Source organism: Streptomyces mobaraensis (assembly GCF_020099395.1).
Lineage (GTDB): Bacteria > Actinomycetota > Actinomycetes > Streptomycetales > Streptomycetaceae > Streptomyces.
The window spans coordinates 6,460,283-6,483,714 of the sequence record NZ_CP083590.1 but is presented as its reverse complement, the minus strand read 5'-3'; the positions used below and the strand labels follow the sequence as shown (position 1 = coordinate 6,483,714).

Here is a 23,432-nt window from a genome sequence, read left to right as displayed (position 1 = left end):
CCACCTTTGTAAACCGGTGAACCACTTGTTACCGTTACGGGCATGGTATCCAGTCCCCCCTCCCCCACAGACACCCGGAAGCCGGGCCGTGCCGCCGCCCGCTCCGCCCCCTCCCAGCGGACGGGCGGGCTCCTGGCCGTCCTCGGCGCCCTGACCGCGATCGCCCCGCTGGCCACCGACATGTACGTGCCGGGCTTCCCCGCCATGGGCACCGCACTGCACACCGGCAGTTCCACGGTCCAGCTGACGATGACCGCGTTCCTGGTGGGCCTGGTCATCGGCCAGCTCCTCCTGGGCCCCCTCAGCGACAGCATCGGCCGCCGCCGGCTGTTGCTCGGCGGCTGCGCCGGCTTCGTCCTCTTCTCCCTCGCCTGCGCCGCCGCGCCGAACGTCTACGTCCTGATCGGCGCCCGCTTCCTGGAGGGTGTGGCGGGGGCCGCCGGCATGGTCCTCGCCCGTGCGGTGATCACCGACCGGTTCGCCGGCCCGGACGTCCCCCGCTACTTCGCGGTCCTCTCGCAGATCCTGGGTGTGGCCCCCGTGGCCGCCCCCGTCCTCGGCGGCGCGATCCTGGCCGTCTCCACCTGGCGGGCCGTCTTCGGCGTCCTGAGCCTCGTCGGCGTCCTGCTGCTGCTCGGCGTGCTCACCAAGGTGCCCGAGTCCCTGCCGCCCGAGTGCCGCCACACCGACGGCATAGCGGGCACGTTCCGCGCCATGGGCCGCCTCCTGGGCAACCGTCCCTTCATGGGCTACGTCGCCGTCCTCGGCACGGCCTCGGCCGCCCTGTTCGCGTACATCAGCGGTTCCAGCTTCGTCTTCGAACGCGTCCACGGCGTCTCCACCGGCACCTACTCGCTGATCTTCGCCGTCAACGCCGTGGGCATGCTGCTCGCCGGCACCACTTTCGCCAAGCTCTCCCGCCGCTTCCGGCTCAACACCCTGCTCAGTCTGAGCGTGGCCACCGCCGCCACCGGCGCGCTCGCCCAGGTACTGGTCGTCGCCACGCTGGGCGAGACCTTCGCCGGAACGTGGATCACCCTCTTCATCGTCACCTCGGGCATCGGCATGCTCTTCCCCGCGGCGATGAGCCTGGGCCAGAACATCGGCCGCCCCGCCCCGGGGGCCGCCTCCGCCCTCCTGGGCGGCCTGCAGTTCCTCTGCGGGGCGGTCGCTTCCCCGCTGGTCGGCCTCTTCGGCGAGGACGGCTCCCTGCCCATGGCCACCATCATGCTCACGGCCCTGGCTCTGGCCGCCTTGGCCCTGCTCCTCCTCGTCCGCCCCCGGCAGGGCCACGGCGAAGTGATCACAGAAGCCCCCTGACGAGGACACCTGGGAGAGATCGGTCCCCAATCGACTCTCCTCAGGCAGCAGCACCCGGTGCCGGCCACCTCCCGGTCGGGTGAGCGCTGCGTGGGAATGGACACGTTGATGACGGCGCGGCCGCGGGCCGTGGTTGATGACGTGGAAAGAGGGGCTTCGTAAGGCCGAGCAGCGGCGCCTCCGGTACGCGGCCATCGCGCAGATCGGGAGCCGCAAGTCGAGCGCCATCGGGCCAGGGTCCTGGTCGAGCAAGCGGAGGTACTACACCGGGGCCGACAAGGTCCGCGCCTGCTGCCGCACGGCGCGCCCGAGCCGGGGTGCTTGGCTCCGGCGGAGGAGCTGGCACGGTTGCGGTGAGCGGAAGGTTGATCCGCTGCGTGCGCCGCTGGCGTCTCCGTCCGCTGCGCTGGCCAGCCGTGGGCCCCTGCGTGAACCCTCCAAAGCGCTCTTTTGCGTGCGGCCGTCGTCGGCGTCGAAGCCGAGAAGGGTACGGGAGCGTCCCGAGGTCCAGCACCTCCTGCGGTACCTGCCGGCGGCTCCGCGGCAGGGACACGGACGTGGGAGCGGCCCGTGCCGGTGCGCAGGTCGACGACCGGGAGTTCCCCTATGGCGATAAAGCGGTGGACAGTCCGGCGAGCGACGTCCAGGGCAGCGGCGACAGTGGGGACAGAGAGCAAACGTGCAGGCAAGGAAGGGTCCTTGACGATGAAGGCGGTGAGCACCCGGCAGGCAGCAGCTGGGCCATCGACTGGTCCAGAGACGTAGATCGACCAGCCCTGCAAGGGCAGGGGGATCGCCGTCACGCAGAGACCTTCGGGGAGGGATGAATCACGTGACGGCGTCGTCGAAGCGAGGGGACCGCCGAAGCTCGGACTCGACGCGCCCGGTGCCGTCTCTCGGCCGCGAAGATCACCCGCAGCAATGCTAGGTGCCGACCCCGCACGTACACCAGCCAGCGCTGCCCGGGTCCGCCCCTTGACGAGGCGGCCCGTCCCCGCGCGGACCGTGGCTGCGCGGGGGCGGACTCAGCCCGGCGCGCGTCTCACCCCAGTGCCCGGTCGAGGTTGAACGCGGCGCTGATCAGCGCGAGGTGGGTGAAGGCTTGGGGGAAGTTGCCGATCTGTTCGCCGGTGCGGCCGATCTCTTCGGCGAAGAGGCCGAGGTGGTTGCCGTAGGTGAGCATCTTCTCGAAGGCCAGCCGGGCCTCGTCCACCCGGCCGGCGCGGCAGAGGGCCTCGACGTACCAGAAGGAGCAGATCGAGAAGGTGCCCTCCTCGCCCTGCAGGCCGTCCGGACTGCGCTGCGGATCGTAGCGGTAGACCAGGGAGTCGGAGACCAGGCCCTCGCCCAGGGCGTCGAGGGTGGCAAGCCACTTGGGGTCGGTGGGCGAGATGAATTTGGTCAGCGGCATCATCAGGACGGCGGCGTCGAGGACGTCGTCGCCCTCGTGCTGGATGAACGCCCGCCGCTCCGCGGACCAGCCGCGCTGCATGATCCGCCGGTAAATCGCGTCACGGACCCGGATCCAGCGCAGCATGTCCGCCGGCAGGCCCCGGTGGCGGGCGATCCGGATCGCCCGCTCGATCGCGACCCAGCACATCAGCTGGGAGTAGAGGAAGCGCCGGGTCTTCCCGCGGGTCTCCCAGATGCCTTCGTCCGGCTGATCCCAGTGGTCGCAGACCCAGTCGACCAGCGCGCCGACGGTGTACCAGTCGTTGCTGGAGAGCGGCTCCCCCCATTTGTCGTAGAGGTAGAGGGAGTCGATGAGGGCTCCGTAGATGTCCAGTTGGAGCTGTGTGACGGCGTTGTTGCCGATACGGACGGGGGAGGAGCCCAGATGGCCCTCCAGGTGGGGCAGTTCCTCCTCTGGGAGCTCGCTTCTGCCGTCGATCCCGTACATGATCTGCAGCGGGCCTTCAGCCCCGGCCCCGGCCCCGGATCCGCATCCGGCGCGGATGATCCCGGACAGGAAATCGACGAACGCCTTGGCCTCGTCGGTGAATCCGAGCCGGAGTAGTGCGTAGATGCAGAACGCGGCGTCCCGCACCCACACATAGCGGTAGTCCCAGTTGCGCTCGCCGCCGACCTGTTCGGGCAGGCTGGTCGTCGGCGCGGCCACGATGGCGCCGGTCGGGGCGTACGTGAGGAGCTTGAGGGTGAGCGCGGAACGGTGGACCGTCTCCCGCCAGCGCCCCCGGTAGCGGGAGCGCGAGAGCCATCGGCGCCAGTACCGCACCGTGGCACCGAACATCTCCTCCGCCTCAAGCGGAGTGCAGCCCCGCGGCTCCACCCCCTCGCAGATCCGGTCCAGCGTGAACACCGCCGCCTCGCCCTCCTCCAGCGTGAAGGAGGACCGGGCGTCCGGACCGTCGGTCCCGACCGGGACGCTGGACGTAAGGCCCAGGCACAGGCCCGGGGACGCGAAGACCGTATGGCCGTCCCGGACGCTCACGGTGTGCGTCTGCCGCCCGTAGTCGAAGCGCGGTGCCACCCGGGCGCTGAACGGCAGCGCCCCGCGGACGCACAGCACCCGACGGATCAGACGGTGGCGGTCCGCCTCCCGCGAGTCGTCGACGATCGGCATGAAGTCCTGGATCTCGCCGACGCCGTGGTCCGCGAAGAACCGGGTGATCAGGATGTTGGTGTCGGGGAAGTAGAACTGCTTCGTCCGGGCGGGCACGTCCGGGGCGAGTTCGAAGGCCCCGCCGCGGTCCGCGTCCAGGATCGCCGCGAAGACGCTCGGTGCGTCGAAACGCGCGCAGCAGTACCAGTCGATCGTGCCGTTAGTCCCGATGAGCGCGGCCGTACGCATGTCGCCGATGAGGCCGTGCTCGGCGATGGGCAGGTAGCGGGGCGCGTCGGCCCTGCTGGGGCGGGGGCTCCCGCGGGTCATCCGGCGGCCTCCCCGACACCGGCACCGGGGGTACGGCCACCGGCAGGGTGATGCACGGGCCACCGCTTCGCCGAGCCGGTGCGGCCGGGCGGAGGGGGATGCTCCGGGCGGGCGGGCGTCACGCGCTCCTCCTGCCCTCCGCGATCGCCGCCTCGACCTCTTCCCTGACCCGGTCCGCAGGGTGCCGTACGGGCGTCCCGTACGGCGCGAGCGCCTCGTCCGCCGCCTCCGGGCCGTCCTCGGCGACCTCCGCCACCAGGACCGTGGTGTCCGGTGGCACTTCCTCGGTCAGCAGCTGGAGGGCGACGTTGTCCGCGGTGGCCCGCCGCGCGTCCCGGGCGCCGCCGATGAGACCGCCAGCTCCGAAACCGGCCATGACACCGAGGGGCCCGCCGAGGATGCCGACGAGGCCGCCGATCAGCCCGCCTGCGAGGAAGCCCCGGGCGGTGCCGGTGGTGTCGAGGGTGTCGGGGAAGTCGACGGAACCCTCCGCGTCCCGGGTGATCACGGTGGCCCCGCGCAGGGTGAGGGCGCCGTCGGCGTCGGCGCGGCGCAGCCGCTCCAGCGCCTGGTGTCCCGTGCCGGCGTCTTCGGCCCTCATGAACAGCACGTTCTCCATACGGCTCATGGACGCCATTGTCAGGCCGCGTCACCGTGCCCGCACCTCACGACCGACCCGCACCCCTGCCCGGCGGCACCCGTACCTGCCGCATCACCGCCTCGACGGCGCTCCCGCGCACCGGCAGACCAGGGAGCCTTTCCGGAGTGAAAGGTCACCTCGGATCGGATACGGCTCAGTAAGCGGCCAGTGGCTGCGGGTGCGCCCGCAGGCCGTTCGCGACGCTCCCGTGGGGTCGGTCGGCGACGTCGTCGATGGGGACCGGCCCGACGGTCCGCGAGGGCTCTGAGGCCGGGATGTCGGGCCGTGGCGCAGGACCCGATGGGGCCACCGTCCTGGTGCGCCGGCCCCGCCCGGCACAGCGGCGTCGTCACCCTCGCCGGGGCTGAAGGAGCCCTCATTCACGGTGCGCCCCCCGGACCTGGGCACATGCCGCGCCGGCCCTGCCTTGCAGGCGGAGGTGCCCGATTTGTGACGGCATGAGCGGGCGCTCAGGAAGCCGGGCGTGCGGAGGCCGTCTCGTGGCGGGCGAGGAGTCCGGAGGCGGTTACCTGCGCCGTGCGGCGCACCAGGTCGGCGAAGTCCAATCGCAGGGGGGCCAGCGCCGGGTCGGAATCGTAGGCAGCCAGTAGCGCCTCCGAGGGGCGGCTGCACGGCCAGGCCGCCATGGCCGTGAGCACGGTCGTCTCCACCAGTTGGGCCGCACCCTCGGTGCCGAGTTCGGGAAGGAGCCGCCGGACCAGCTCGACCAGGGCCTGTGTGTTCTGCCAGGCCGCGCGCTTGTGCCGGACGGCGACCTCGGTGGAGATGTTGTGTTCCAGCACCGCAGCCTGCGCGGCCAGCAGGTCGCACATCACCGGCCGCCGTGCCAGGGAGGCGGCCAGGGTCTCGGCCAGCCGGTCCCCGCGCTCGCGCGGTGTTCCGCCGCCCGGAGGGGCCGCACGCTCCAGCTCCGCGACCCAGTCCCGCATCTCGGCCAGCAAGAGTTCGAGCAGGACTGCCTCGCGCGACTCGAAGTAGCGCAGTACGTTGGATTTGGCCAGCCCTATCCGGCGGCTCAGCTCGTTGAGGCTGAGCTTGGCGACCGGCATCTCGGTCAGCATCACGGCTGCCGTCGACAAGATCTGCCGGCGCCGTTCGAGTCGCTGCTCGGCACTGCGTGCGCGCTGGAATTCCACCCTCCCATCGTAGCTACCCGCCGGTCTCTTAATACGAGACCGGCGGTCTGTTACCGTTGACGGTATTAGAGTCCAGCAGTCTTTTAGGAGGCAATGATGTACCAGGTTCCCGATCAACACGGAAAGCTCGCCGTCGTGACCGGCGCGAACAGCGGCATGGGCGAAGAGGCCGCCAAACGCCTGGCCGCGGCCGGAGCACACGTGGTGCTCGCCGTGCGTACCCCGGCCAAGGGCGAGCAAGCGCGAGCGGAGATCCTCGCCGCGCACCCCGACGCCGAGGTCGAGGTCCGCCGGCTCGACCTGGCCGACCTGGCTTCGGTCCGCGAGTTCGCCGACAAGCTGATCGCCGACGGCAGGCCGCTGGACCTGCTGCTCAACAACGCAGGAGTGGCGAACGTGCCCAGCCGGCACGAAACGGCGGACGGATTCGAGCTGCAGCTGGGCAGCAACTTCCTGGGCCCGTTCGCGCTCACGGTGAAGCTGTTGCCGCTGCTGCTGTCGGCCTCCGCGCCACGCGTGGCCACGATGAGCAGTCTCGGCGCCGCCGGGGGCCGGATCGACTTTGACGACCTCCAGTCCACCCGCCAGTACAGCCCCACCAAGGCATACCACCAGTCCAAACTGGCCGACCTGATGATGACCCTGCACCTGGCGGACATCGCAGCCCAGCGCAACTGGCCGCTCCTGTCGGTCGGCGCGCACCCCGGCAACACCCGCACCAACCTACTGAACGCGGGACCGACCCTCGGCGGCGGCCGACTCGACCGGTTCACCTCGCTGGGCGCCAAGATCATGCCCTCCCAGGGCCCGGAACAAGGCGCGGAACCGCTGCTGTACGCGGCAACCGGCCCCGACGTCACGCCCGGTGGCTACTTCGGCCCGCGCTGGGTCATGACCGGCCCCCCGAAAGTCACCCGCCCACCGCGCCGAGCCCAGGACAAGGCCGTCGCGGCACGCCTGTGGACCGAAGCCGAACACCTCACCGGCATCAGCGTCGCCGACCAGCTCTGACCAGCCCGCCCCGCCACTCACGGCGCCTTGCGGTGCGGTGCGGGTGCGCCGTCCGTTTCGTCCGGCGTGAGCAGAACCGTCGGGCAGCGCCGCAAGCGCACATTTCAGTGATCCCGGCACAGCCGGGTACCATGCACTGCATGGAACACGGTGGCGCCAGTAAGGTAATGAGCCAGCTACGCCGAGGCGTGCTGGAGTACTGCGTGCTCGCTCTGCTGCGCGATGGCAGCCGGTACGGCGTCGAGCTGCTGCGTGAGCTGGGGCAGATGGACGTCATGGTCACCAGCGAGGGGACCATCTATCCGCTGCTGTCCCGGCTGCGCCGCGAGTCGCTGGTGGAAACCACCTGGCAGGAATCAAGCAGCGGGCCGCCGCGGCGCTACTACCAGCTGACACCTGCCGGTCATCGCGCGCTTGACGAGTTCACCACCGAGTGGCCCCGCTTCCACGATGCAGTCCAGTACTTCCTCTCCAAGAACGAGGCACCCCAGCCATGACCGTTGACCTGCCCCCCAACCCGATCGCCGAGAAGTACCTCGCCGAACTGGAACATGCCGCAGCCGACCTGCCGGCGGGCCGACGGGCCGAGCTGCTGGCCGACGTCCGCTCCCACATCGCCGTCGCCAGAGCCGAAGCCCGCACCGGCAACGCACCGGAGGACGGCGATGACCCGGCGGTCCGCGCCATCCTCCGCCAGCTCGGCGACCCTCAGGAGATCGCCGCCGCCGCGCGCGCCGACCTGCCGGCCACTGACACCCGGGCAGCGGGCTCCGCGAAAAAGGACACCGTGGCCCTGACCCTGCTGATCGCCGGAGGAGTGCTGTTCTGGCTGATCCCGGTCCTGTCCTGGATCGCCTGGCTCATCGGCCTGGTGCTGCTGCTCCGCTCCCGCCGCTGGACCGCCGGCGACAAGCTGGCCGGTGTCGCGGGGACCGCTCTCGCCCCTGTGGTCCTCTCAGGGACCGCACTGTTCGTGTCGATGCCGGGCCCCTTCCTCGTTCTCGCGGTGGTCGCCCTGCTGGCGGTGGTCATCTTCACGACCGTCCACCTCGCCCGGCGGACCCGCCACAGTTGAAGCACATGCCCTGCCGCACGAGAGCAGGGCGGAGCGAAGCGCCCCTGGGGAGGGGGCGGCGGAACCTCGGCTCTGACGCCGACGGGGGGCCGCTCCACTGAAGGTGCAGGTCTGCTTTCGCAAGATCTGCACGGTGCCAAACCGGCAGCGCAGCTTCTCTCAGCGGCGGCCGGCAGCAGAGCACTTGCCAGGACGACGCACCGGACTGCACATGCCGCAGGCGTCCAAGGCCGAGCCGTGAGCGGCGATTCGGCGCGGCATCGCGGCGGCATGCCGATGCCGACCCTGATCGCAAGTCCGGCGGGACGTGGCGGACGGTACGGAAGGCGGTTCACGACGATTCGCGTACCGCGCGCGGCTACCGCCACAGGATATGCAAGATCCAACGATACGAATCGAGCTCCCACCGGGCTTCGCGGTCCTTCATCCCACAGATCAGCACCGCACGCGGATGCAGCGATGAACGTCAACGGACACGAATCGAGATCGCCAGGCTTCCCTTGGAGAACGCTGCACGCACCACCCCGCACCGTCTCCGCCGGAGTCCCGCCCAACCCCATCGGCTGCAACGACACCGCACCCCACATGGTGCGGGCGGCGTCCGCGATCACTGCGGCATCTTTCGCGTCGGTCTTGGCCTCGCCCGGGTAGAGGTCGGCAATCCACCGCATGGCACGCCCTGGCAGATAGGCGACCTTGCAGCCCGTGTCCCTCACGACTGGCAGCGGCAGGGCGCCGATCGAGGCGGGCTGATCCACCGTCACCAAGACGGTGCCGAACTTCGCGGCCAGCTTGGCGAAGGCGGCCCCCAGTTTCGGTTCGCTGTTGGGCAGGGGTTTGTCGAAGACCTTCTTGCCGGCCGGAGTGGGCCCGTGGCCGTTGTGGGCGGTCTTGCCAACGTCCAGGCCGAGGAAGATGTCCACGTCGCCGCTGTCGAACATCGTGCTCTCAGCTTCTTTGGCGCGGCTGGCCTTGGCGCCGGTGTCGTACGCGCGCATCCATGTGATGCAGACCTGCCGTCCACGAACTGGCCGGCGTTGCGCCGGACCGGACGGTGGTCGGGCCTCTTCAAGTACCTCCGGCAGCTCGGGCTCTACGGCTTTACCGGATCAGCACTCGGCCTGTTCCGGCGACGACTCCCCCAGGGGCCGCTGGAGCGAATGGAAGGCGTTGAGATGCTCCGCTTCGTCGAGCACGGCCACAGTGTGCGCATGCTCGGCGTCGCGGACGAAGGGGTAGCGGTCGACACTCCCGAGGACCTTGCGAGGGCCAGGTCCCTCCTGGGTTAGGGCCTGCTGTACCGCGCCAGAAAGTCTTGTTCGTCCTCGGAGAGGCGGCGGGGCCGGCCGGTGTTGAGGTTGTAGGCGACGATCGTGGTTGTCGCCTCGGCATACAGGCGATCGTCGTCTCGGATTTCGTAGGCGAGGTCGAAGGTTGCCGCGGCGCCCTTGGTGACCCAGACGTGCACCTCGACAGGCTCGTCCCGGTAGTCCAGGGGGGCTCGGTAGTCCACTACCGAGCGGGCGACGACGAACGCGTTCCGGCGACGGCCGTCCTCATCGGTGGGCAGCACTTGCCGGAACATCCTCGTGCGCGCCTCCTCCATGTACCGGAGGAAGACGGCGTTGTTGATGTGGCCGTTGGCGTCAGCGTCAGCCCATCTCAGCGGGCAGGCGTAGGTGAACCTGTTCACGGGGGCTCGTTTCCACAAGAAGATCAGATGGCGGCGGGGAGTCGGTCACGCCGACTTCGGGGGTGGCCTGGTGCCCGGCAGCAGCAGGCCACGTCCCGGTTCAGAGCTGCTCGCCCGCGCCTTCGAGGTCGCGCGAGGCGTCATGCTGAGCCAGCTCCTGTTGTATTTCGAGGAGGAGGCGCTGTTCCTCGTCGAGTTCGCCGAGGAGTTGCTCGACTCGGGATGCGGCGGCTTCGCGGGGAGCCGGCAGGGCGATCCGGGTCAGCATCTTCATCTCGGCTCGGGCCTCGGCCGACATCATCCGCGGTACCCGGGCGATCACCGTGGCGGGAGAGACCTGGGTGACGCCCCATTCTCCGGGCGCTTCCTCGACGGCCCAGACCACGTTGCGCCGGGACGGCGAGAGGGTCAGCCGGCAGTCGGACGCGACGAGGCGGCTGAGGGCGGGCAGGGGAATGCCACCGCGGCCTGCTTGCTCCGCGGCCTCCTCCGCGCTGCCCACCACGAGACGGGCGGTGTGGACGTCGGCCGCGCGGCGGCGTTCGGCCTCGGCGATCCGCTCCTGGGCCCGGTCCCGCTCGCGCGGGGTGTTGTGCGTCTCGTGGACCCAGGCGTTGCGCACGCCGCCCAGCGCGTCGCGCTTGCTGTCCGACTCGGCTTTCGCTTCGACCCAGGTCATGACCACGAACTTGCAGTCGGGCATGACCGCGGGATAGGCCACGTGGCTGACGATCTCGATCGTCCTCCAGCCCAGCGTGGGCACGGTGGCCAGGAAGACATGCCCGTCGCGGTGCTCGACCAGGTCGTCGTCCGACTCCCAGATCCGCTCGACCTCGGGGTTCTTTCTGACGTCCTCGATCAGTTCCCGGAGATCCGCGTCGTCGCCGTGCGTAGAAAGCGCGAACCGGAGCATCCGCACGAAGACCGTGGCGTGTTTGTGCCAGTCGTGATAGGTAGCACGCCCCTCGGCGGTCGTGAGAGCCCAGCGGATCAGGTTAGCCCGCGGCTCCATCACCCACGGCCACAACTCGGCCATGGCCTGGTTGTACGCGAGGATGTTCCAGTTGCGGTCCGACAGGTAGGTGGGGCTGGGCATCTGGCCGTCCATCAGCAGCCTCAACGCGGACGGCACCTCCTGGCGGCCCTCCGCCGGCGCCCGAAGATACGTTCCCACGTTGTGAAGGAGCAGGGCGTGGCGCTCTTCGCGGTCGAGCCCCAGCACCTCGGCGAGGGAATCGCACTGGGCCTGGGTGAAGCGCGGCGTGGCGCCCCGCTCGATGTTGCGGTAGGTCCTGACGCCGATGCCCAGGGCGCGCGCGGCGGTCGGCTGGATGATACCGGCGGCCTTGCGCCAGCGTTTCAGCATGGCGCCGAAGCCCATGTACTGACCGGCGACTCCGTCGGGACGTACCGCAAGGACCTCCCTCCCGACAGCGTCGTTACTTCTGTCGGATCGCATCTGCGCGACCATCAGCCCTCGCTCTCGTATTGCCGCCGTGGTGAGACAGACCCGATTTCGGGCATGAAAAAAGGGGCAGCGTAATCGCCGGCCCCCGCCCTGTCGTGTCTGCCTAGACAATACGCAATATTCAAATGATCTTTGCCCCCGGCACCGCGGGCCGTGCGGCTCCCGGGAAAGACGCGGTTCGGGATTAAACAATCCACTGGCGCCGATCGCCCGGAAACGGACATCTCCACCCTCCCGGGCGAGCCCGGTCTCGAAAACGGCAAATCCTTGCCGCTTTTCACCCAGGCCCCCCATGACCGGACTAGACCACTCGCCAGGAACCCCCTCACAGGCATGCGGAATTCCTCATTCCCCTTGCCGCGTAGGCCACTTGAGCACCTGCGGCAGGTCGACAAGTCGACACCACGCGGCCAACCCGTGCGGACAAAACGGTCAAACAGATGCGATTGACGGTCTTGAGACGCTTGGCTTAAATCCTTCTGACCAGCCGGTTCGGCGTGACGTTGCAACACCAGACAGGGGTCCACGAGTGAAGATCATCTCCGAGATACTCGGGAAGCCCTCACCGATGCCCGCGCTCGGACCGCCCGCCCCTCTCCCCGGACGCGCAGGGCGCCGCCCCGCAGGCCGAGTTGTGGAGGATCTCTTAGCTAAGTCTGGATCTTGAGGCGGCTCCCGCATATGTTCGTCGTCCGCCCGCCGGGCTCCTCGCCCGGTGACAACGTCGATTGGAGCGATATGCGGGGCACGCAGTCCAGCCGAACGAGATAGCCCCCGAAAACAGCGACGGCGTCCGAGAGCTGCAACTCCGGACGCCGAACGCTATGGCACTCCTGCCCCTGCAAGGGCCGGAGTTTTACCCACCTTCACCGCACCGGCCCTTTCCACGGGGCATACCGGAGCGGCTCACTTCGATGGAGAGTGTCGCATGCCGACTGCTCTGCGCAAAAGGCCGGAGAACACGGCCCGCGCGGCAGCCTGCTTCCCTTCCCCTTGCGTCGAGCGGGGGCCGGTATCCCGCCGGCTCCCCGGACGGCCTGGCGGGGGTGTCGTCTGATGCCCCGGATTCGTACGATCAAGCCGGAGGCTTTCGAGTCCGAGGACTTGGCCTCGGTCAGTGTCACCGCGGAGCGGACCTTCTTCGGTCTGCTGACGCAGGCGGACGATGCCGGACGGTTCCGGGACAACGCGGCGGTCATCGCCGGTCGGCTCTGGGCTCTGCGCCCGGAGCACACGGCCACGCATGTCGCCCGGGATCTGGAGGAGCTGGCCGCCGCCGGCCTGATCTGCCGGTACACCGGCTGTGACGGGCGGGCCTGGCTGCACATCGTGACCTGGGATCAGCACCAGAAGATCAGCAAGTCCACCGCCTCCCGCGTGCCGGGCTGCCCCCGTCACCAGAGCAGCCACCGGTGCGGCCGGTGCCAGACGGCGGACTGCCGCGGTGCCGGCAAGCCCACCGCCGCACCCGCGACCGTTCCCGGAGGTCTCCGGGAGCCCTCCCACACCGCTCCGGGAGACCTCCACCAGCCGCTCCGGCCGGCACCGACGCCGGGTACGCACTCGGCGGAGGCGCCCTGCGAGGTTCCGCCCACGGGAGCGGCCCGCGCCGACGCCGTAGTCGACGGAGCGAAGGAAACCGCAGGTCAAACGGCATTCCGGGAGGACTCCCGGAACGCTCCGGGAGTCCTCCCGGAGGGCTCCGGGTCTGGATCTAGGATCATGGATCCTGGATCTGTCCTTACGGGGCGCGAGGCGCCCGCGCCCGCCGCCTCCCCCGCATCGGTCTCCGCCAAGGACCTGGTGGCCGAGTACGTCAAGGGCTGCAGCCGGCGACCGCCGGAGGACTTCCTCGGCCTGCTGGGCCGCAAGATCAACGTCCTGCTGGACGAGCGGTTCGCGCCGCAGGACATCCGCGTGGCCATGGACCGCCTGCGGGCCAAGGGCCTGCACGCCAGCGTGCTGCCGAGCCTGGTGAACGAGGTCGTCAACGCCGCGCCGAACGCCGGCTCTCCGCCGTCGTCCGCCTCCGGCGCGGGGCCCTGGGCCAGCAACCGCTCGGCCTACACCCCCTACCTCAACCCGACCCAGCCCGAGCCGACCACGTTCGGAGGCCGCCTGTGATCCGCGCCCGACTCGCCGACCCGCAGCCTGCGGTCTCCGACCGCCTTCGCCTCCGGCTCGAGGCGAAGCTCGCCGAGCGCGGCATCGAACCCGCCGCCGGGCCGGTGCCGGACTCCCCCGAGCCGATCCCCGCCCTGGAGGCGGCGCAGTCCCGCATCCCCGTCGCCTACCGCGAGGCGATGCCCGCTCACCCGGAGGTGATCCGGTGGGTGCGCGCCATCGCCGAGAGCGCCGTCGCGCCGCACGCCGGTGACCTGCACCCGCATTTCGGCAGCACGGGTCGTCGTCAGGTCGCCCACGGGCGGTCGCTGCTGCTGTGGGGGACCACCGGCGTGGGCAAGACCCACGAGGCGTTCGGGGCGATCCGGGCGCTGACCGCCGCGGGGTGCGGCGTGCGGTGGCACGCGACTACGGCGGCCGACCTGTATGCCGAGATGCGGCCCCGCGCCGGGGTGGACCCCGAGTACCTGCTGCGCCGGATCGTCCGCGTGCCGCTGCTGCTCCTGGACGACCTCGGTGCCGCGAAGGGCTCGGAGTGGACCGAGGAGATCAACTTCCGGCTGCTGAACTGGCGTGCCCAGAATGCCCTGCCGACGATCATCACCAGCAACCTGCCCCCGGTCCGCACCCAGGCGATGGACCCGCGCCAGCCGGTGCTGCGCGACAAGGTCGGCGACCGCGTCCTGAGCCGCCTGTCCGGCATGTGCGTCGCCCTGGAGTTCACCGGCCCGGACCGCCGCTTCCAGCGCGCCTGACCCCGCCTGCCCCCTGCCGGCGCGGACGGCACCGCCCTCCCGCCCCCGCGTCCCCCTGCTCCGCCTCACCCGCCCCGTCGCGCGCGGATCACCACCCGCCCGCCGGCCGTGAGGCGTACCCCGGAGATCACCTTGCGCTACATCACCACCGACGACGCCCCGCCCACGCCGCTGCGCGGCATCGCCGACCACAGCTGGCACGTGCGCGGCCTGTGCCACGGCATGACGCCCGAGGACGCCGACGAGATCTTCTTCCCCAAGCCGCGGGACCACCAGGCCATCGCCGAGGCCAAGTCCCTCTGCGGCCGGTGCCCCGTCAAGCGCGAGTGCTTCAACCACGCCCTGGACAACGCGATCAAGGACGGGATCTGGGGCGGCCTGACCGAGGCCGAACGCCGGCCCTGGCACGCCAAGGTCAACAAGCGGCTGGACTACGCCCGGATTCGCGCCGCCTTCGCCGGCCGCGACGTCCACCTCAGCGACGCCGAACGCGCCGCCGTCACCCGCCACGCCTACGTGCGGGGCTGGACGCCCGAACGCCTGGCCCACACCCTCCAGCTCGACCTCGACTACGCCCGCGACCTGATGCGTGAAGCCGCCCACGCCGTCGCCGACCGCGACCGCTACTGGGACCTCTACGGCAGCCAGGACGAGCACACCGCCCCCGACCAGAGCCGCGATGACGAGGACGAGCCCGCCTCCTCGCCCGTCACCCGCCAGGTGCACACCCGCGCCCTGATCGCCGCGCTCGGAAAGGCCGCATGACCCACCACCCCAGCACTCCCCCGCCGGTCGCGCCCGTCGGCGCCTGGGACCGCCTGGCCATCGTCGCCCTCGGCTCGGCCGGCTGCGCCCTGAGCTACGACGCCCTGCAGCAGATGGCCGTAGCCATCCACGTCCGCGGATTTCTGACCTACCTCTTCCCGCTCGTGATCGACGGCTTCATCGCCTACGGCGTCCGCGCCCTGATCCTCACCCGCACCGCGCCCTGGCACGCCCGCGCCTACGTGTGGACGCTCTTCGGCACCGCCACCGCGGCGAGCATCTGGGCCAACGCCCTGCACGCCGTCCGCCTCAACCAGCAGACCGAGCACGACGGTCTGCGCCTGGGCGACACCGTGGTGGCCATCCTCTCGACGCTCGCCCCGCTCGCCCTGGCCGGTGCGGTCCACCTGTACATCCTCATCACCCGCCACCACCCCCAGCCCACCCCGGTCGGGGACGCGGCAACAGACGGGGACGGAGAACGACCGGCTCTCGTCCCCGAGCAGGCCGCCGACGAGGGCCCCCGTCCCCACCGCCTCCACCTGGTCCCCGACTCGGTCGCCGGTCCCGGCACCGACCGGTGCGCGGTGGGGGACCGTCCCGCCGGAACGCCGGCGGGACCGCGCTCGGAGAGTGCCGTCCCCAGCACGGCCGGGGACCGGGACCGTCCCGCCGCCCCTGCGATGCACCCCGCTGACGGGGACCGGACAACCCCTCGCCAACGTCCGTCCCCCAGCGACCGGGGACCGCGAAGCGGCGCCGTCCCGGACATGGCAGGGGACGGCATCGCGGTCCTCGCGGGGGACGGGGACGAGGGCGTAGCGGACGCCGCCGTCGGGGACCGGACCACGACGGACCCCGCTCGCGGCGCCGAGTCCGCCGGGGAACCGGGGACGAAGTCCGGCGGTCCCCATGAGCCCCTGGGGGACCCGGACGGCGCGGTCCCCGGCACCGGACAGACCACCAACACCTCCACCCCGCCCTCCAGGAACGACCGGACCGGGGACCGGGACCGTCCCCGCCCGGTCCCCGCGAGGCAGGACGGGGACCGGAGCAGCCCGGTCCCCGACCAGGCATCGGGGACGAAGGACACCGGCGCCACCTCGGCGAGGGGGACCGGGGACCGGTCCCGTAGCAGCGCGGGCAAGCGGTCGCCGCAGCTGACGGAGGACGAGATCGTCCGACGCCTGCGTCCCCACATTCCCGCCGCCCTTGCGCGGGACGGCAACAGCGAGGTCACCCGCGTCCAGCTGCGGCAGATCATGCGCGCCCAGAACATCGCCATCCGCAACGACCGGCTCACGCCCGTCCTGCAGCGCCTGCGCAGCGAGGCGGCCGGCACCACCACGACGACGAGGAACAGTGCCCGATGAAGACCTGTGAGCGCTTCACCCGGATCAAGGCCGGCTACGAGCAGGACATCCGCTTCCTACGCAGTTACGCCGAGCGGAACCCGGGGACCGCGCCGGCGAAGACGAGCGAAGAACGCGTTCACGGTCAAGCGGAGCATGGCCCGGGCGCTGACCCGGCATGTCGACCGCTGCCTGCAATGCGGCTGAGCTCGCAAAGCCGCAGGTCAACCACCGCTTTCTGAACATTCGTTGCGGTGGCCCGGGGACCTCCGGGCCACCGCCCCCGCTGAAAGTAGGGTCCGTCATCCACTCTCGACTCCCGCGCGCGAGCGGGGTGAGCGACGCCGAGGCCGGCGCCTGGGCGGAGGTCCTGGTCCGCTACCGCCTTCTCCACGCCGCCGTCCGGACCCCGAACGGCCAGTGGCTCGTCCAGCACACGGCCGACGCGCAGGTCCGTGTCCTCGACGGGCCGGCCGCGGTGGTCGCCCTCGCCGCCGACATCCAGCACCGTATCCGCACGACCAGGACCCGTATCCGATGACGAACCCGAAGACGCCCGCCACCCCCGCGCCGGGTGAGCCGGAGTCCAACTCGACCTGGACGCGAGCAAGTTATCGCAAGAGCATTGCTCCCGGTGGAAGCAATGCTCTTGCGTCCCCCGCCCCGGCAACGGCGGGAGCGGACCGGCACCGGGGGGCGCCGGTCCACCGGGATGCGGCCGAGGGCGGACCGCATCCGGAAGGGGAACAGCAGCACATCTGTCACACCGCGCGCTGCACGCACGCCGCGCCCCCGCAGCCACCCGTGCGCCAGCGTGAGCGCCTGCGTGACGAGAACAAGCGCATGCGCCAGCCCAGCTGCCGCATGAACGACGACGAGTACCAGCTCCTGCTGCGTGCCGCGTCCGCCTGCCGCATGAGCGTCGCCGGTTTCCTCGCCCACGCCGCGCTCAAAGCCGCCCGCGATCTCGACCGCACCGCCGCCGAGATCGCCACCGAACGCGAAGTGGTCAGCGAGCTGTTCGCCCTGCGCCGACACCTCGGCCAGATCGGCAACAACCTCAACCAGGTCGCCAAGGCCACCAACGCCGGTGCCGACGTCCCGCACACCCGAGCGGTCCTCGAGGCCGTCCACCGCGCCGCCAAGCGGGTCGAGACCTTCACCCAGCACTACCTGGACGACCAGAGCCACGCCGCATGATCCCCAGAGTCCACAAGCGCGGCACCCGCACCCTCGGCCTGCTCTACTACCTGTACGGGCCCGGCAGCCACGAGGAACACATCGACCCGCACCTCGTGGCGGCCTGGGACAGCCTCGCTCCCGACCCCGGCCGCGCCCCCCAGGCCACGTACGCGGAACTGCAGCGACTCCTGGACCAGCCGGTCGACGCCCTGACCAGGAGCCGCCGCCCGGCCAAGCACGTGTGGCACCTGTCCGTGCGCGCCGCGCCGGAGGACCCGGTGCTGTCCGACGAGCAGTGGGGCGAGATCGCCCGGCGCATGGTCGCCGCCACCGGCATCGCCCCCGACGGCGATGACGCCGGATGCCGGTGGGCGGCGGTCCGCCACGCCGACGATCACATCCACATCATCGCCACCCTCGTGCGCGAGGACGGCCGCCGGCCCCGCCTGCACAACGACGCAGGCCGCGCCCAGGCCGAAGCCCGCCTGATCGAGGCCGACTACGGGCTCAAGCGGCTCAACACCGGGGACGGGACCGCCGCCCAGCGGCCCACCAGCGCCGAACGCCACAAGGCCGAGCGCCAGCAGCGCGAGCGCACTCCGCGCGAGGAGCTGCGGGAGGCCGTCCGCCGCGCCGTGGCCGGCGCCGGCGGCGAGAAGGAGTTTTTCGACCGGCTGGGCGCCGCCGGCGTGCTGGTCCGGCGCCGCATCGCGCCCTCCGGCGACGTGCTCGGCTACACCGTCGCGCTGCCCGACGACCTCAACAAGGACGGCGAACCCGTCTTCTACTCGGGGACCAAGCTCGCCCCGGACCTCTCGCTCCCCCGCATCCGCGAACGCTGGTCCGCCGACGCCGGCCGGGAACCTCGTACGGGTGCGGCCGGCCCTGCCGACGCGCGCCGCCGTGCCGCCACCGCCGCGTGGCAGGCCGTGCTGATCATCGATCGCGGTGACGACGCCGCGGTCGCCGCGCAGATCGCGGCGGCCGGCGAGGTCCTGGACGCGCTCGCCAAGACCTCCGCCGCCCACACCCGCGTCCAGCTGCGCGAGGCCGCGTTCGCCTTCGAGCGCGCCTCCCGCTCGCACGTCCGGGCCGAGCGCGGCCACGACCGGGCCTTGCGGCAGGCCGCCCGCGACCTGGTCTACAGCGGGCCGGCACTCGGCCGCGGGGAGGACGGGACCACCACCGCGATGCTGATCGACATGGCCTTCTTCCTCGTCGTCGCCGCCGCGCACTGGCACGGGAAGAAGGAGCACGCCCAGCAGGCCGCCGCCGCCCGCCAGGCCGCCGAGCACCTGCGCGCCGCCTACCGAGCAGCAGCCGTTACCCCCATGGCCGCCCTCCACCAGCGAGGCCGCCACCTCTCCCAGCCCCTTCAACGGCGGCACGCGGCCACGGTCCGAACGGCCCTGCCCCACCTCGCCGAGCGAGTCCTCGCCGAGACCGGCTGGTACGCCCTGGCCGCCACCCTGGCCGACGCCGAAGCCGCCGGCCACGACCCCGCCGCCCTGCTCGCCGAAGCCGCCACCCGCCGGGAGCTGACGACCGCCGAGTCCATCAGCGATGTGCTGGTGTGGCGGCTGCGTCGCATGGCCGACCTGCCCGCCGACGCCTCCGCGGCACCCTCCGCCGGCCAGGGCACCCCGAAGCAGCGGGCACCCCACGCCGCTCGCCCCGCCGGGGCTCGTCCCGACCGGCGCCGCGGGCGCAGGTGAGTTATGGCATTCGTGAGTTGCAGCAGGTCAATGGGGTGAGGCACGCTCTGTGCGGCCCACGAGGACGACGTGAGGGAGATGGGGATGTTCGGCCGCAAGCGCGCCATACAGGAACTGCGGGATATCCAGCAGGAGACGGCGCAATGGCTCCAGGCGCACACGCAGTCGCCTTTCTCCGAGGCCCCCGCGCCGACGACGACGTCCGGTCCGGTCGGTGCTCCGGCCGCGGAGGTCGACGACTTCCTGCCGCCGGATCTGCGCGTGCCGTCCCGGGAGGAGATCGCTGGGATGATGATGCCCTTCGACAAGCCGCTCGTCATCGATGGCGAGGTCCGTTCCTGCCCGCAGTGCGGCGCGTACCGGGACTGGGTGCTGCTGAGCGTCCGCGACGAGGTGTGGCTGCGCTGCCGCGCCGGCCACGAAACGCTCGAACCCCGGCTCGACGCCGCCTGGTACAACCGCCATTCCGGCCCGATGGACCGGTGGCACCCCACCCTCGAAGACGGCCTCAAGCACCTCGGTCACTGACCCCCACCTCGTCCGTTCGCCGGCCTACGACGGTCCGGCCCACAGCCAGCCTTTCCGCACCACCCCCGGGGGTCCCCTCATGCGCCTTCGCACCACCGCCACCGTCCTCGGCCTGACCAGCCTCAGCCTCCTGACGCTGCCGGGCTGCTCCGGCAGCCACTCCTCCCCCGCCGCCCCCGCGGCGTCGTCATCCTCGTCCGCCGCCCGACCGCACGACGGTGCGAACGCCAAGCCGGCCGCGGCCCCGCCACTGACTTCCGCCGCCCTGCGCGAGCGGCTGCTGGACGAAAGCGACCTGGGGCCCGGCCCGGCTATACCCTCAAGCCGGAGGACACCTCCGACCACGACGACGTCACCGTCACCGGCTGCCCGGCCCTGGAGAAGCTGGGCGGCGACGCGGCGGCCGGCGGCTCCCTCGACTTCCCCAACCAGGCGAAGGCGTTTTTCACCTACACCGGCACCAACGACTCGGAACTCTCCGAGGAGCTCTACAACGACACCGAGGCCCAGGCGTCGCACAGGAAGCGGCAAATCTTCGACGCCATGACCTCCTGCCCCACCTACCAGGTCGTGGTGGGCAACGCGCCCATCGCCATGACCACCCAGAAGGCGCCCGCCCCGAAGCTCGGCGACGAGCAGTGGAGCCAGATCCTCACCTTCACCGTCGACGGCCGCGCCACCATGGTGAAGCAGACGGCCGTCCTTATCTGGGGTTGTCCAGAGGATGCAGGCATGTGAGGGACCGGCTCAGTGGGCCCGCGTGTCTCACGGATATCCGGGGGGTTCGTGAGGCACGTACGGCACGGCGACGGGCAACCTTTTCGACCAAAAAGCTTGGATCATCAGTCCGAAGGGTTTCGACCGAAACGCTTGCCCGCCCGCGTGGCCTGTACGGCGCTGTCGTACTCGGTGGCGAAGGCGGGAGGCGCGCATCCTGCCGCCGGCTCTGCGGGCGGCGGCCGGTGGCGGCAACATCTTCCCGCCGCGGTTCGCCCGTTTCGGTGGTCTGTCCAAGGTCATACCGAACGAACCGCCACTACACATGGGAGCTTGGCTTGGGGTGACGCACCCCGGGGCAGTGAGTGTCTTATCTCGGGTCTGCGCCACCGGCACACGAAGCTACGACACGAAGGACTGATGCGATGACAGACGTCACGGCAGGCACCAAGGATCTGATCAGCGCGCACAAGGTCGTGATCTTCAGCAAGTCCTGGTGTCCCCACTCCACCAAGGCCAAGAAGCTACTTAGCGAGCGGGTACCCGAGGAGGATCTGGCGATCGTCGAGCTCGACGAGCGTGAGGACGGCGACGAGATCCAAGACGAGCTGCACAAGATGACTAAGCAGCGGACCGTCCCGAACATCTTCATCAATCAGGCGCACATCGGCGGCAACGACGATCTGCAGAAGCTTCACCAGTCCGGAAAGCTGGCGACGCTCCTGAACGCGTGATGAGGCGTCAGGGACCGACTCCGGGCGACGCCGACCGGCACACCATGCCGGCGGCGTCGCACCCTGGCCTGCCGAGGGCTTAAGCACCAAGATCATCCCGTGGCGGCTTTTGGGTTCACCTTGGCTGGACCCCATCTGGGCCCGGCTGCGGCCGGTGAACACCCGGAGGTGGACCAGGCGCTCGCGCTCGACCGTGCACAGGCCGGCCGGTGTGGTGCCGACGGCGGCCGCCAGTCGCGGCAGCGCCTCCGAGCGCGGGGTCCGGGTGCCGGCCAGGTAGAGGCTCACGCACGTTCGGTGATACCGACCGCGCGAGCGATCCGGGCGACGGAGGCCCCGGCGGCGGTGCAGGCGGCCCGCAGCTTCGCCGCGTCGAAGCCGTACGGGGTGGTGCTCACCGTCTCCTACCCGCTGCCGTACCGGGAAGTCCGTTCACCCTGAACGACTGGCCACGGACCCGGGGCGATGGAGGTTCGTTCAGGGCTGCATCCCGTCGGGCGGCCCCGGTGACGTGCCTAATGTGCCTTAATCAGCCGAAGCCCCGTTGACCTGCCAATATCCTGAGCTGACCCCAGATAACCGTCCGCACCGGCACAACCGTCATGGTCGTCGCCGGCTCCCCCGGTCTGGTCGACACCCACCTGGCCACGGCACTCAAGAAGGCCCAGACCGGTCGCTGACGTCCGCCCATGCAGACACCCCTGCCCGATAGCGGGCAGGGGCGTCGTCTATATATGGGCACTACAGCGGAGAGCCGCCGTCGCGGAAGCGACGGCGGCTTGAGCAGGGTGATCATCGGCGTCAGCCGGCCGGGATGACGATGAGCCGCCCCTCCGTGCTCTCGGGCAGCGAGCGGCGTACCACGGGGACCGGTGAGGCGAGTGAGGAGGCGAAGGCGGCGACCAGGTCGTGCGGGACGCTGGCGGTGAAGGTGGCGCACCACAGGTAGCTCTCTCCCAGCACCGGTTCGGCCCATGCCTGCCAGCCGGCGAGGTCGGGGCGGGGGTCGGCGTCGTGGACGAGGTCGGGCAGCGGCTCGAGGGAGACGCTGGAGGTGAAGGCCGGATCTGTGGCGGTGGTGGTGGGCCGGTCGATGTCGCGGATCCACCCTTGGGTGGTCAGCGCGTCGAGGACCGTCTCGGGTTCGTCGAAGCCGGCGTCGGGTTGGGCGCGGGCGTCGAGGGCGAGGAGGAAGTCCACTATCGCTTCGTGCGGGGTGCCGGTGGTGAAGTAGGCGTTCCACACGGTCATGGCGCTGGCGGGGTGGGCGCGGGCGGAGATCTGCCAGGCCACGGGCAGCCCGCCCAGCTCGAAGGGGTAGCTGGCCAGGATCCACTCGGCGCCGCGGAGTTGGTCCGGGCTGATGTAGAGCAGGGTGTCGCGGGCGGTGGGCCAGTTTCTCCAGCCGGCGTTGGTGAGGTGGGTGCCGATCTGCTCGGCCAAGTGGCCATCGTCGCCGGCGAGGTGGCGGGGGCTGACCCAGTACGCCGGTTCTGCGGAGCCGGGGGTGGACGAGTCGAAGGAAGGGTGCGGGTTCAGGGGCGCCTCCGGAGCGTCGGGATGGTCACTGACCGTTGTCGACGGGACGGATCGTGCCACGTCGCCTTCGCGACGGTGCGTCGACGGGTTCCTGCCAGGTGAGCCGGACAGCGATGTCGGGCGGGAGGTGTCCGTGCTGCTCTCCCTCCGTGTCTTCGGCGATGAAGACCACTGGCTGCCCGTTCTCATCCAGGGCTTGGATCACGTCGGCGACCTGGTGAGCCATGGGGAAGAAGGGGTTGATGGCCAGGCGGACCGTCGCCGAGCGGTCGCACGCGGACAGGCGGTCGATCAGCTCGCCGACCGTCATCTGCGGGATGTGCGGGTTCAACTCGTTACTCCCTGCGGTGGAGGTTCCGGGTCGGACGGGGAAGTCAAGCGCCAGCGGGTGGCGCGATGGCCTCACAGCGGGCGGGACGTGGCCAGGACGCAGGCCACGGTGGCGGCGACGACTTCGGCGGGGGTCTCGGTGTCGAAGGAGACGTGGTAGCCGGGTGCCTTGGCGGTCCCGGTGACGGAAAGGTGCCAGCCCTCACCGTCGCTGCCGGGCCGGCCAGCGGGGAAAAGGCCGAGATAGAAGCGGCCGTCCTTGCTGCCGATGTGAACATCAGCGCGGTCGTCCACGATCAGGTGGAAGTCCTCCGACCCGAATTGGTCCGTCACGAGTTCCGGTCGCCCAGGACCCAGCCGCCACTGGCGCAGTCGCAGCGCGTCAATGCTCGTCGAGAATCCGGGGCGGGATACATCCACGGTCATGGCGCAAT

General features: G+C 70.8%; 22 protein-coding genes and 2 pseudogenes. 15 read left to right on the top strand and 9 right to left on the bottom strand.

Translation table 11 applies throughout. The features are described 5' to 3' along the window. Nucleotides 1-42: 42 nt before the first annotated feature. Nucleotides 43-1,320 (top strand): multidrug effflux MFS transporter, encoded by a 1,278-nt coding sequence (locus K7I03_RS28765; protein WP_185945774.1) that lies wholly within the window; start codon nt 43-45, stop codon nt 1,318-1,320. A gap of 1,042 nt (nt 1,321-2,362) precedes the next feature. On the opposite strand, the gene K7I03_RS28760 is transcribed toward K7I03_RS28765, so the two are convergent. From K7I03_RS28760 to K7I03_RS28750, 3 genes are all read right to left on the bottom strand, one after another. Then, the gene (locus K7I03_RS28760; RefSeq protein WP_224347261.1) at nt 2,363-4,213 is read right to left on the bottom strand and encodes a glycoside hydrolase family 15 protein; all 1,851 of its coding nucleotides are present in this window, start codon (nt 4,211-4,213) and stop codon (nt 2,363-2,365) included. A 118-nt stretch (nt 4,214-4,331) separates the two neighbouring features. Then, nucleotides 4,332-4,841 carry a DUF1269 domain-containing protein gene (locus K7I03_RS28755; protein WP_185944559.1) on the bottom strand — a complete coding sequence of 170 codons (510 nt, stop codon included), beginning with the start codon at nt 4,839-4,841 and terminating at the stop codon, nt 4,332-4,334. A 482-nt stretch (nt 4,842-5,323) separates the two neighbouring features. Next, the gene (locus K7I03_RS28750) at nt 5,324-6,010 is read right to left on the bottom strand and encodes a TetR/AcrR family transcriptional regulator (RefSeq protein WP_185944558.1); all 687 of its coding nucleotides are present in this window, start codon (nt 6,008-6,010) and stop codon (nt 5,324-5,326) included. A gap of 93 nt (nt 6,011-6,103) precedes the next feature. Between K7I03_RS28750 and K7I03_RS28745 the strand changes: the two genes are divergently transcribed. From K7I03_RS28745 to K7I03_RS28735, 3 genes are all read left to right on the top strand, one after another. After that, complete coding sequence (locus K7I03_RS28745) at nt 6,104-7,021, top strand: SDR family oxidoreductase (RefSeq protein WP_313772168.1); 918 nt, start codon at nt 6,104-6,106, stop codon at nt 7,019-7,021. 140 nt (nt 7,022-7,161) lie between these two features. After that, nucleotides 7,162-7,518 carry a PadR family transcriptional regulator gene (locus K7I03_RS28740; RefSeq protein WP_185944556.1) on the top strand — a complete coding sequence of 119 codons (357 nt, stop codon included), beginning with the start codon at nt 7,162-7,164 and terminating at the stop codon, nt 7,516-7,518. Beyond that, complete coding sequence (locus K7I03_RS28735) at nt 7,515-8,096, top strand: HAAS signaling domain-containing protein (RefSeq protein WP_185944584.1); 582 nt, start codon at nt 7,515-7,517, stop codon at nt 8,094-8,096. Before K7I03_RS28740 ends, K7I03_RS28735 begins: the two co-directional genes overlap by 4 nt. Nucleotides 8,097-8,680: 584 nt before the next feature. Here K7I03_RS28735 and K7I03_RS28730 read toward each other — a convergent pair. Next, nucleotides 8,681-9,037, bottom strand: a pseudogene (locus K7I03_RS28730) (IS110 family transposase); the annotation flags it as partial. On the opposite strand from K7I03_RS28730, the gene K7I03_RS28725 reads away from it, so the two are divergent. Beyond that, nucleotides 8,969-9,385 carry a glycosyltransferase family protein gene (locus tag K7I03_RS28725; protein ID WP_224347761.1) on the top strand — a complete coding sequence of 139 codons (417 nt, stop codon included), beginning with the start codon at nt 8,969-8,971 and terminating at the stop codon, nt 9,383-9,385. The pseudogene K7I03_RS28730 and the gene K7I03_RS28725 sit on opposite strands and share 69 nt — an antisense overlap. On the opposite strand, the gene K7I03_RS28720 is transcribed toward K7I03_RS28725, so the two are convergent. Together K7I03_RS28720 and K7I03_RS28715 are read right to left on the bottom strand one after the other, a co-directional pair. Continuing rightward, complete coding sequence (locus K7I03_RS28720; RefSeq protein ID WP_185944555.1) at nt 9,382-9,789, bottom strand: acyl-CoA thioesterase; 408 nt, start codon at nt 9,787-9,789, stop codon at nt 9,382-9,384. The two genes, K7I03_RS28725 and K7I03_RS28720, sit on opposite strands and share 4 nt — an antisense overlap. A gap of 100 nt (nt 9,790-9,889) precedes the next feature. After that, on the bottom strand, nt 9,890-11,260 hold the full coding sequence (locus K7I03_RS28715; protein WP_224347260.1) for a helix-turn-helix transcriptional regulator: 1,371 nt from the start codon (nt 11,258-11,260) through the stop codon (nt 9,890-9,892). A 1,053-nt stretch (nt 11,261-12,313) separates the two neighbouring features. On the opposite strand from K7I03_RS28715, the gene K7I03_RS28710 reads away from it, so the two are divergent. From K7I03_RS28710 to K7I03_RS28665, 10 genes and pseudogenes are all read left to right on the top strand, one after another. Then, nucleotides 12,314-13,381 (top strand): hypothetical protein, encoded by a 1,068-nt coding sequence (locus K7I03_RS28710; protein ID WP_185944554.1) that lies wholly within the window; start codon nt 12,314-12,316, stop codon nt 13,379-13,381. Beyond that, entirely contained in the window at nt 13,381-14,136 is a 756-nt protein-coding gene (locus K7I03_RS28705) for an ATP-binding protein (RefSeq protein ID WP_398858582.1), read from the top strand. The genes K7I03_RS28710 and K7I03_RS28705 overlap by 1 nt, the downstream gene beginning before the upstream one ends. A gap of 132 nt (nt 14,137-14,268) precedes the next feature. Next, a complete protein-coding gene (locus K7I03_RS28700; RefSeq protein ID WP_185944582.1) occupies nt 14,269-14,901 on the top strand; it encodes a WhiB family transcriptional regulator in 633 nt (210 codons plus the stop codon). Further along, nucleotides 14,898-15,330 (top strand): annotated as a pseudogene (locus K7I03_RS34535) (DUF2637 domain-containing protein); the annotation flags it as partial. The gene K7I03_RS28700 and the pseudogene K7I03_RS34535, both read left to right, overlap by 4 nt. 1,257 nt (nt 15,331-16,587) lie before the next feature. Further along, nucleotides 16,588-16,794, top strand: a complete 207-nt coding sequence (locus K7I03_RS28690) for a hypothetical protein (RefSeq protein ID WP_313772167.1) — start codon at nt 16,588-16,590, stop codon at nt 16,792-16,794. Between the two features lie 302 nt (nt 16,795-17,096). After that, nucleotides 17,097-17,453 (top strand): plasmid mobilization protein, encoded by a 357-nt coding sequence (locus tag K7I03_RS28685; RefSeq protein WP_224347259.1) that lies wholly within the window; start codon nt 17,097-17,099, stop codon nt 17,451-17,453. Then, nucleotides 17,450-19,150, top strand: coding sequence for a relaxase/mobilization nuclease domain-containing protein (locus K7I03_RS28680; protein ID WP_185944551.1), 1,701 nt, complete (start codon nt 17,450-17,452; stop codon nt 19,148-19,150). Before K7I03_RS28685 ends, K7I03_RS28680 begins: the two co-directional genes overlap by 4 nt. 84 nt (nt 19,151-19,234) lie before the next feature. Then, complete coding sequence (locus tag K7I03_RS28675) at nt 19,235-19,678, top strand: hypothetical protein (RefSeq protein WP_185944550.1); 444 nt, start codon at nt 19,235-19,237, stop codon at nt 19,676-19,678. 543 nt (nt 19,679-20,221) lie between these two features. Then, nucleotides 20,222-20,416, top strand: coding sequence for a hypothetical protein (locus K7I03_RS28670; protein WP_185944549.1), 195 nt, complete (start codon nt 20,222-20,224; stop codon nt 20,414-20,416). A 404-nt stretch (nt 20,417-20,820) separates the two neighbouring features. Beyond that, nucleotides 20,821-21,129, top strand: a complete 309-nt coding sequence (locus K7I03_RS28665) for a glutaredoxin (protein ID WP_185944548.1) — start codon at nt 20,821-20,823, stop codon at nt 21,127-21,129. An 801-nt stretch (nt 21,130-21,930) separates the two neighbouring features. Here K7I03_RS28665 and K7I03_RS28660 read toward each other — a convergent pair. The 3 genes from K7I03_RS28660 to K7I03_RS28650 form a co-directional block, all read right to left on the bottom strand. Continuing rightward, nucleotides 21,931-22,728: a DUF317 domain-containing protein gene (locus K7I03_RS28660; RefSeq protein ID WP_398858125.1), complete on the bottom strand. Its 798-nt coding sequence runs from the start codon at nt 22,726-22,728 to the stop codon at nt 21,931-21,933. Further along, nucleotides 22,694-22,999 carry a hypothetical protein gene (locus tag K7I03_RS28655; RefSeq protein WP_398858123.1) on the bottom strand — a complete coding sequence of 102 codons (306 nt, stop codon included), beginning with the start codon at nt 22,997-22,999 and terminating at the stop codon, nt 22,694-22,696. The genes K7I03_RS28660 and K7I03_RS28655 overlap by 35 nt, the downstream gene beginning before the upstream one ends. Before the next feature lie 71 nt (nt 23,000-23,070). Then, complete coding sequence (locus K7I03_RS28650; protein ID WP_185944547.1) at nt 23,071-23,424, bottom strand: DUF317 domain-containing protein; 354 nt, start codon at nt 23,422-23,424, stop codon at nt 23,071-23,073. Nucleotides 23,425-23,432 lie beyond the last annotated feature (8 nt).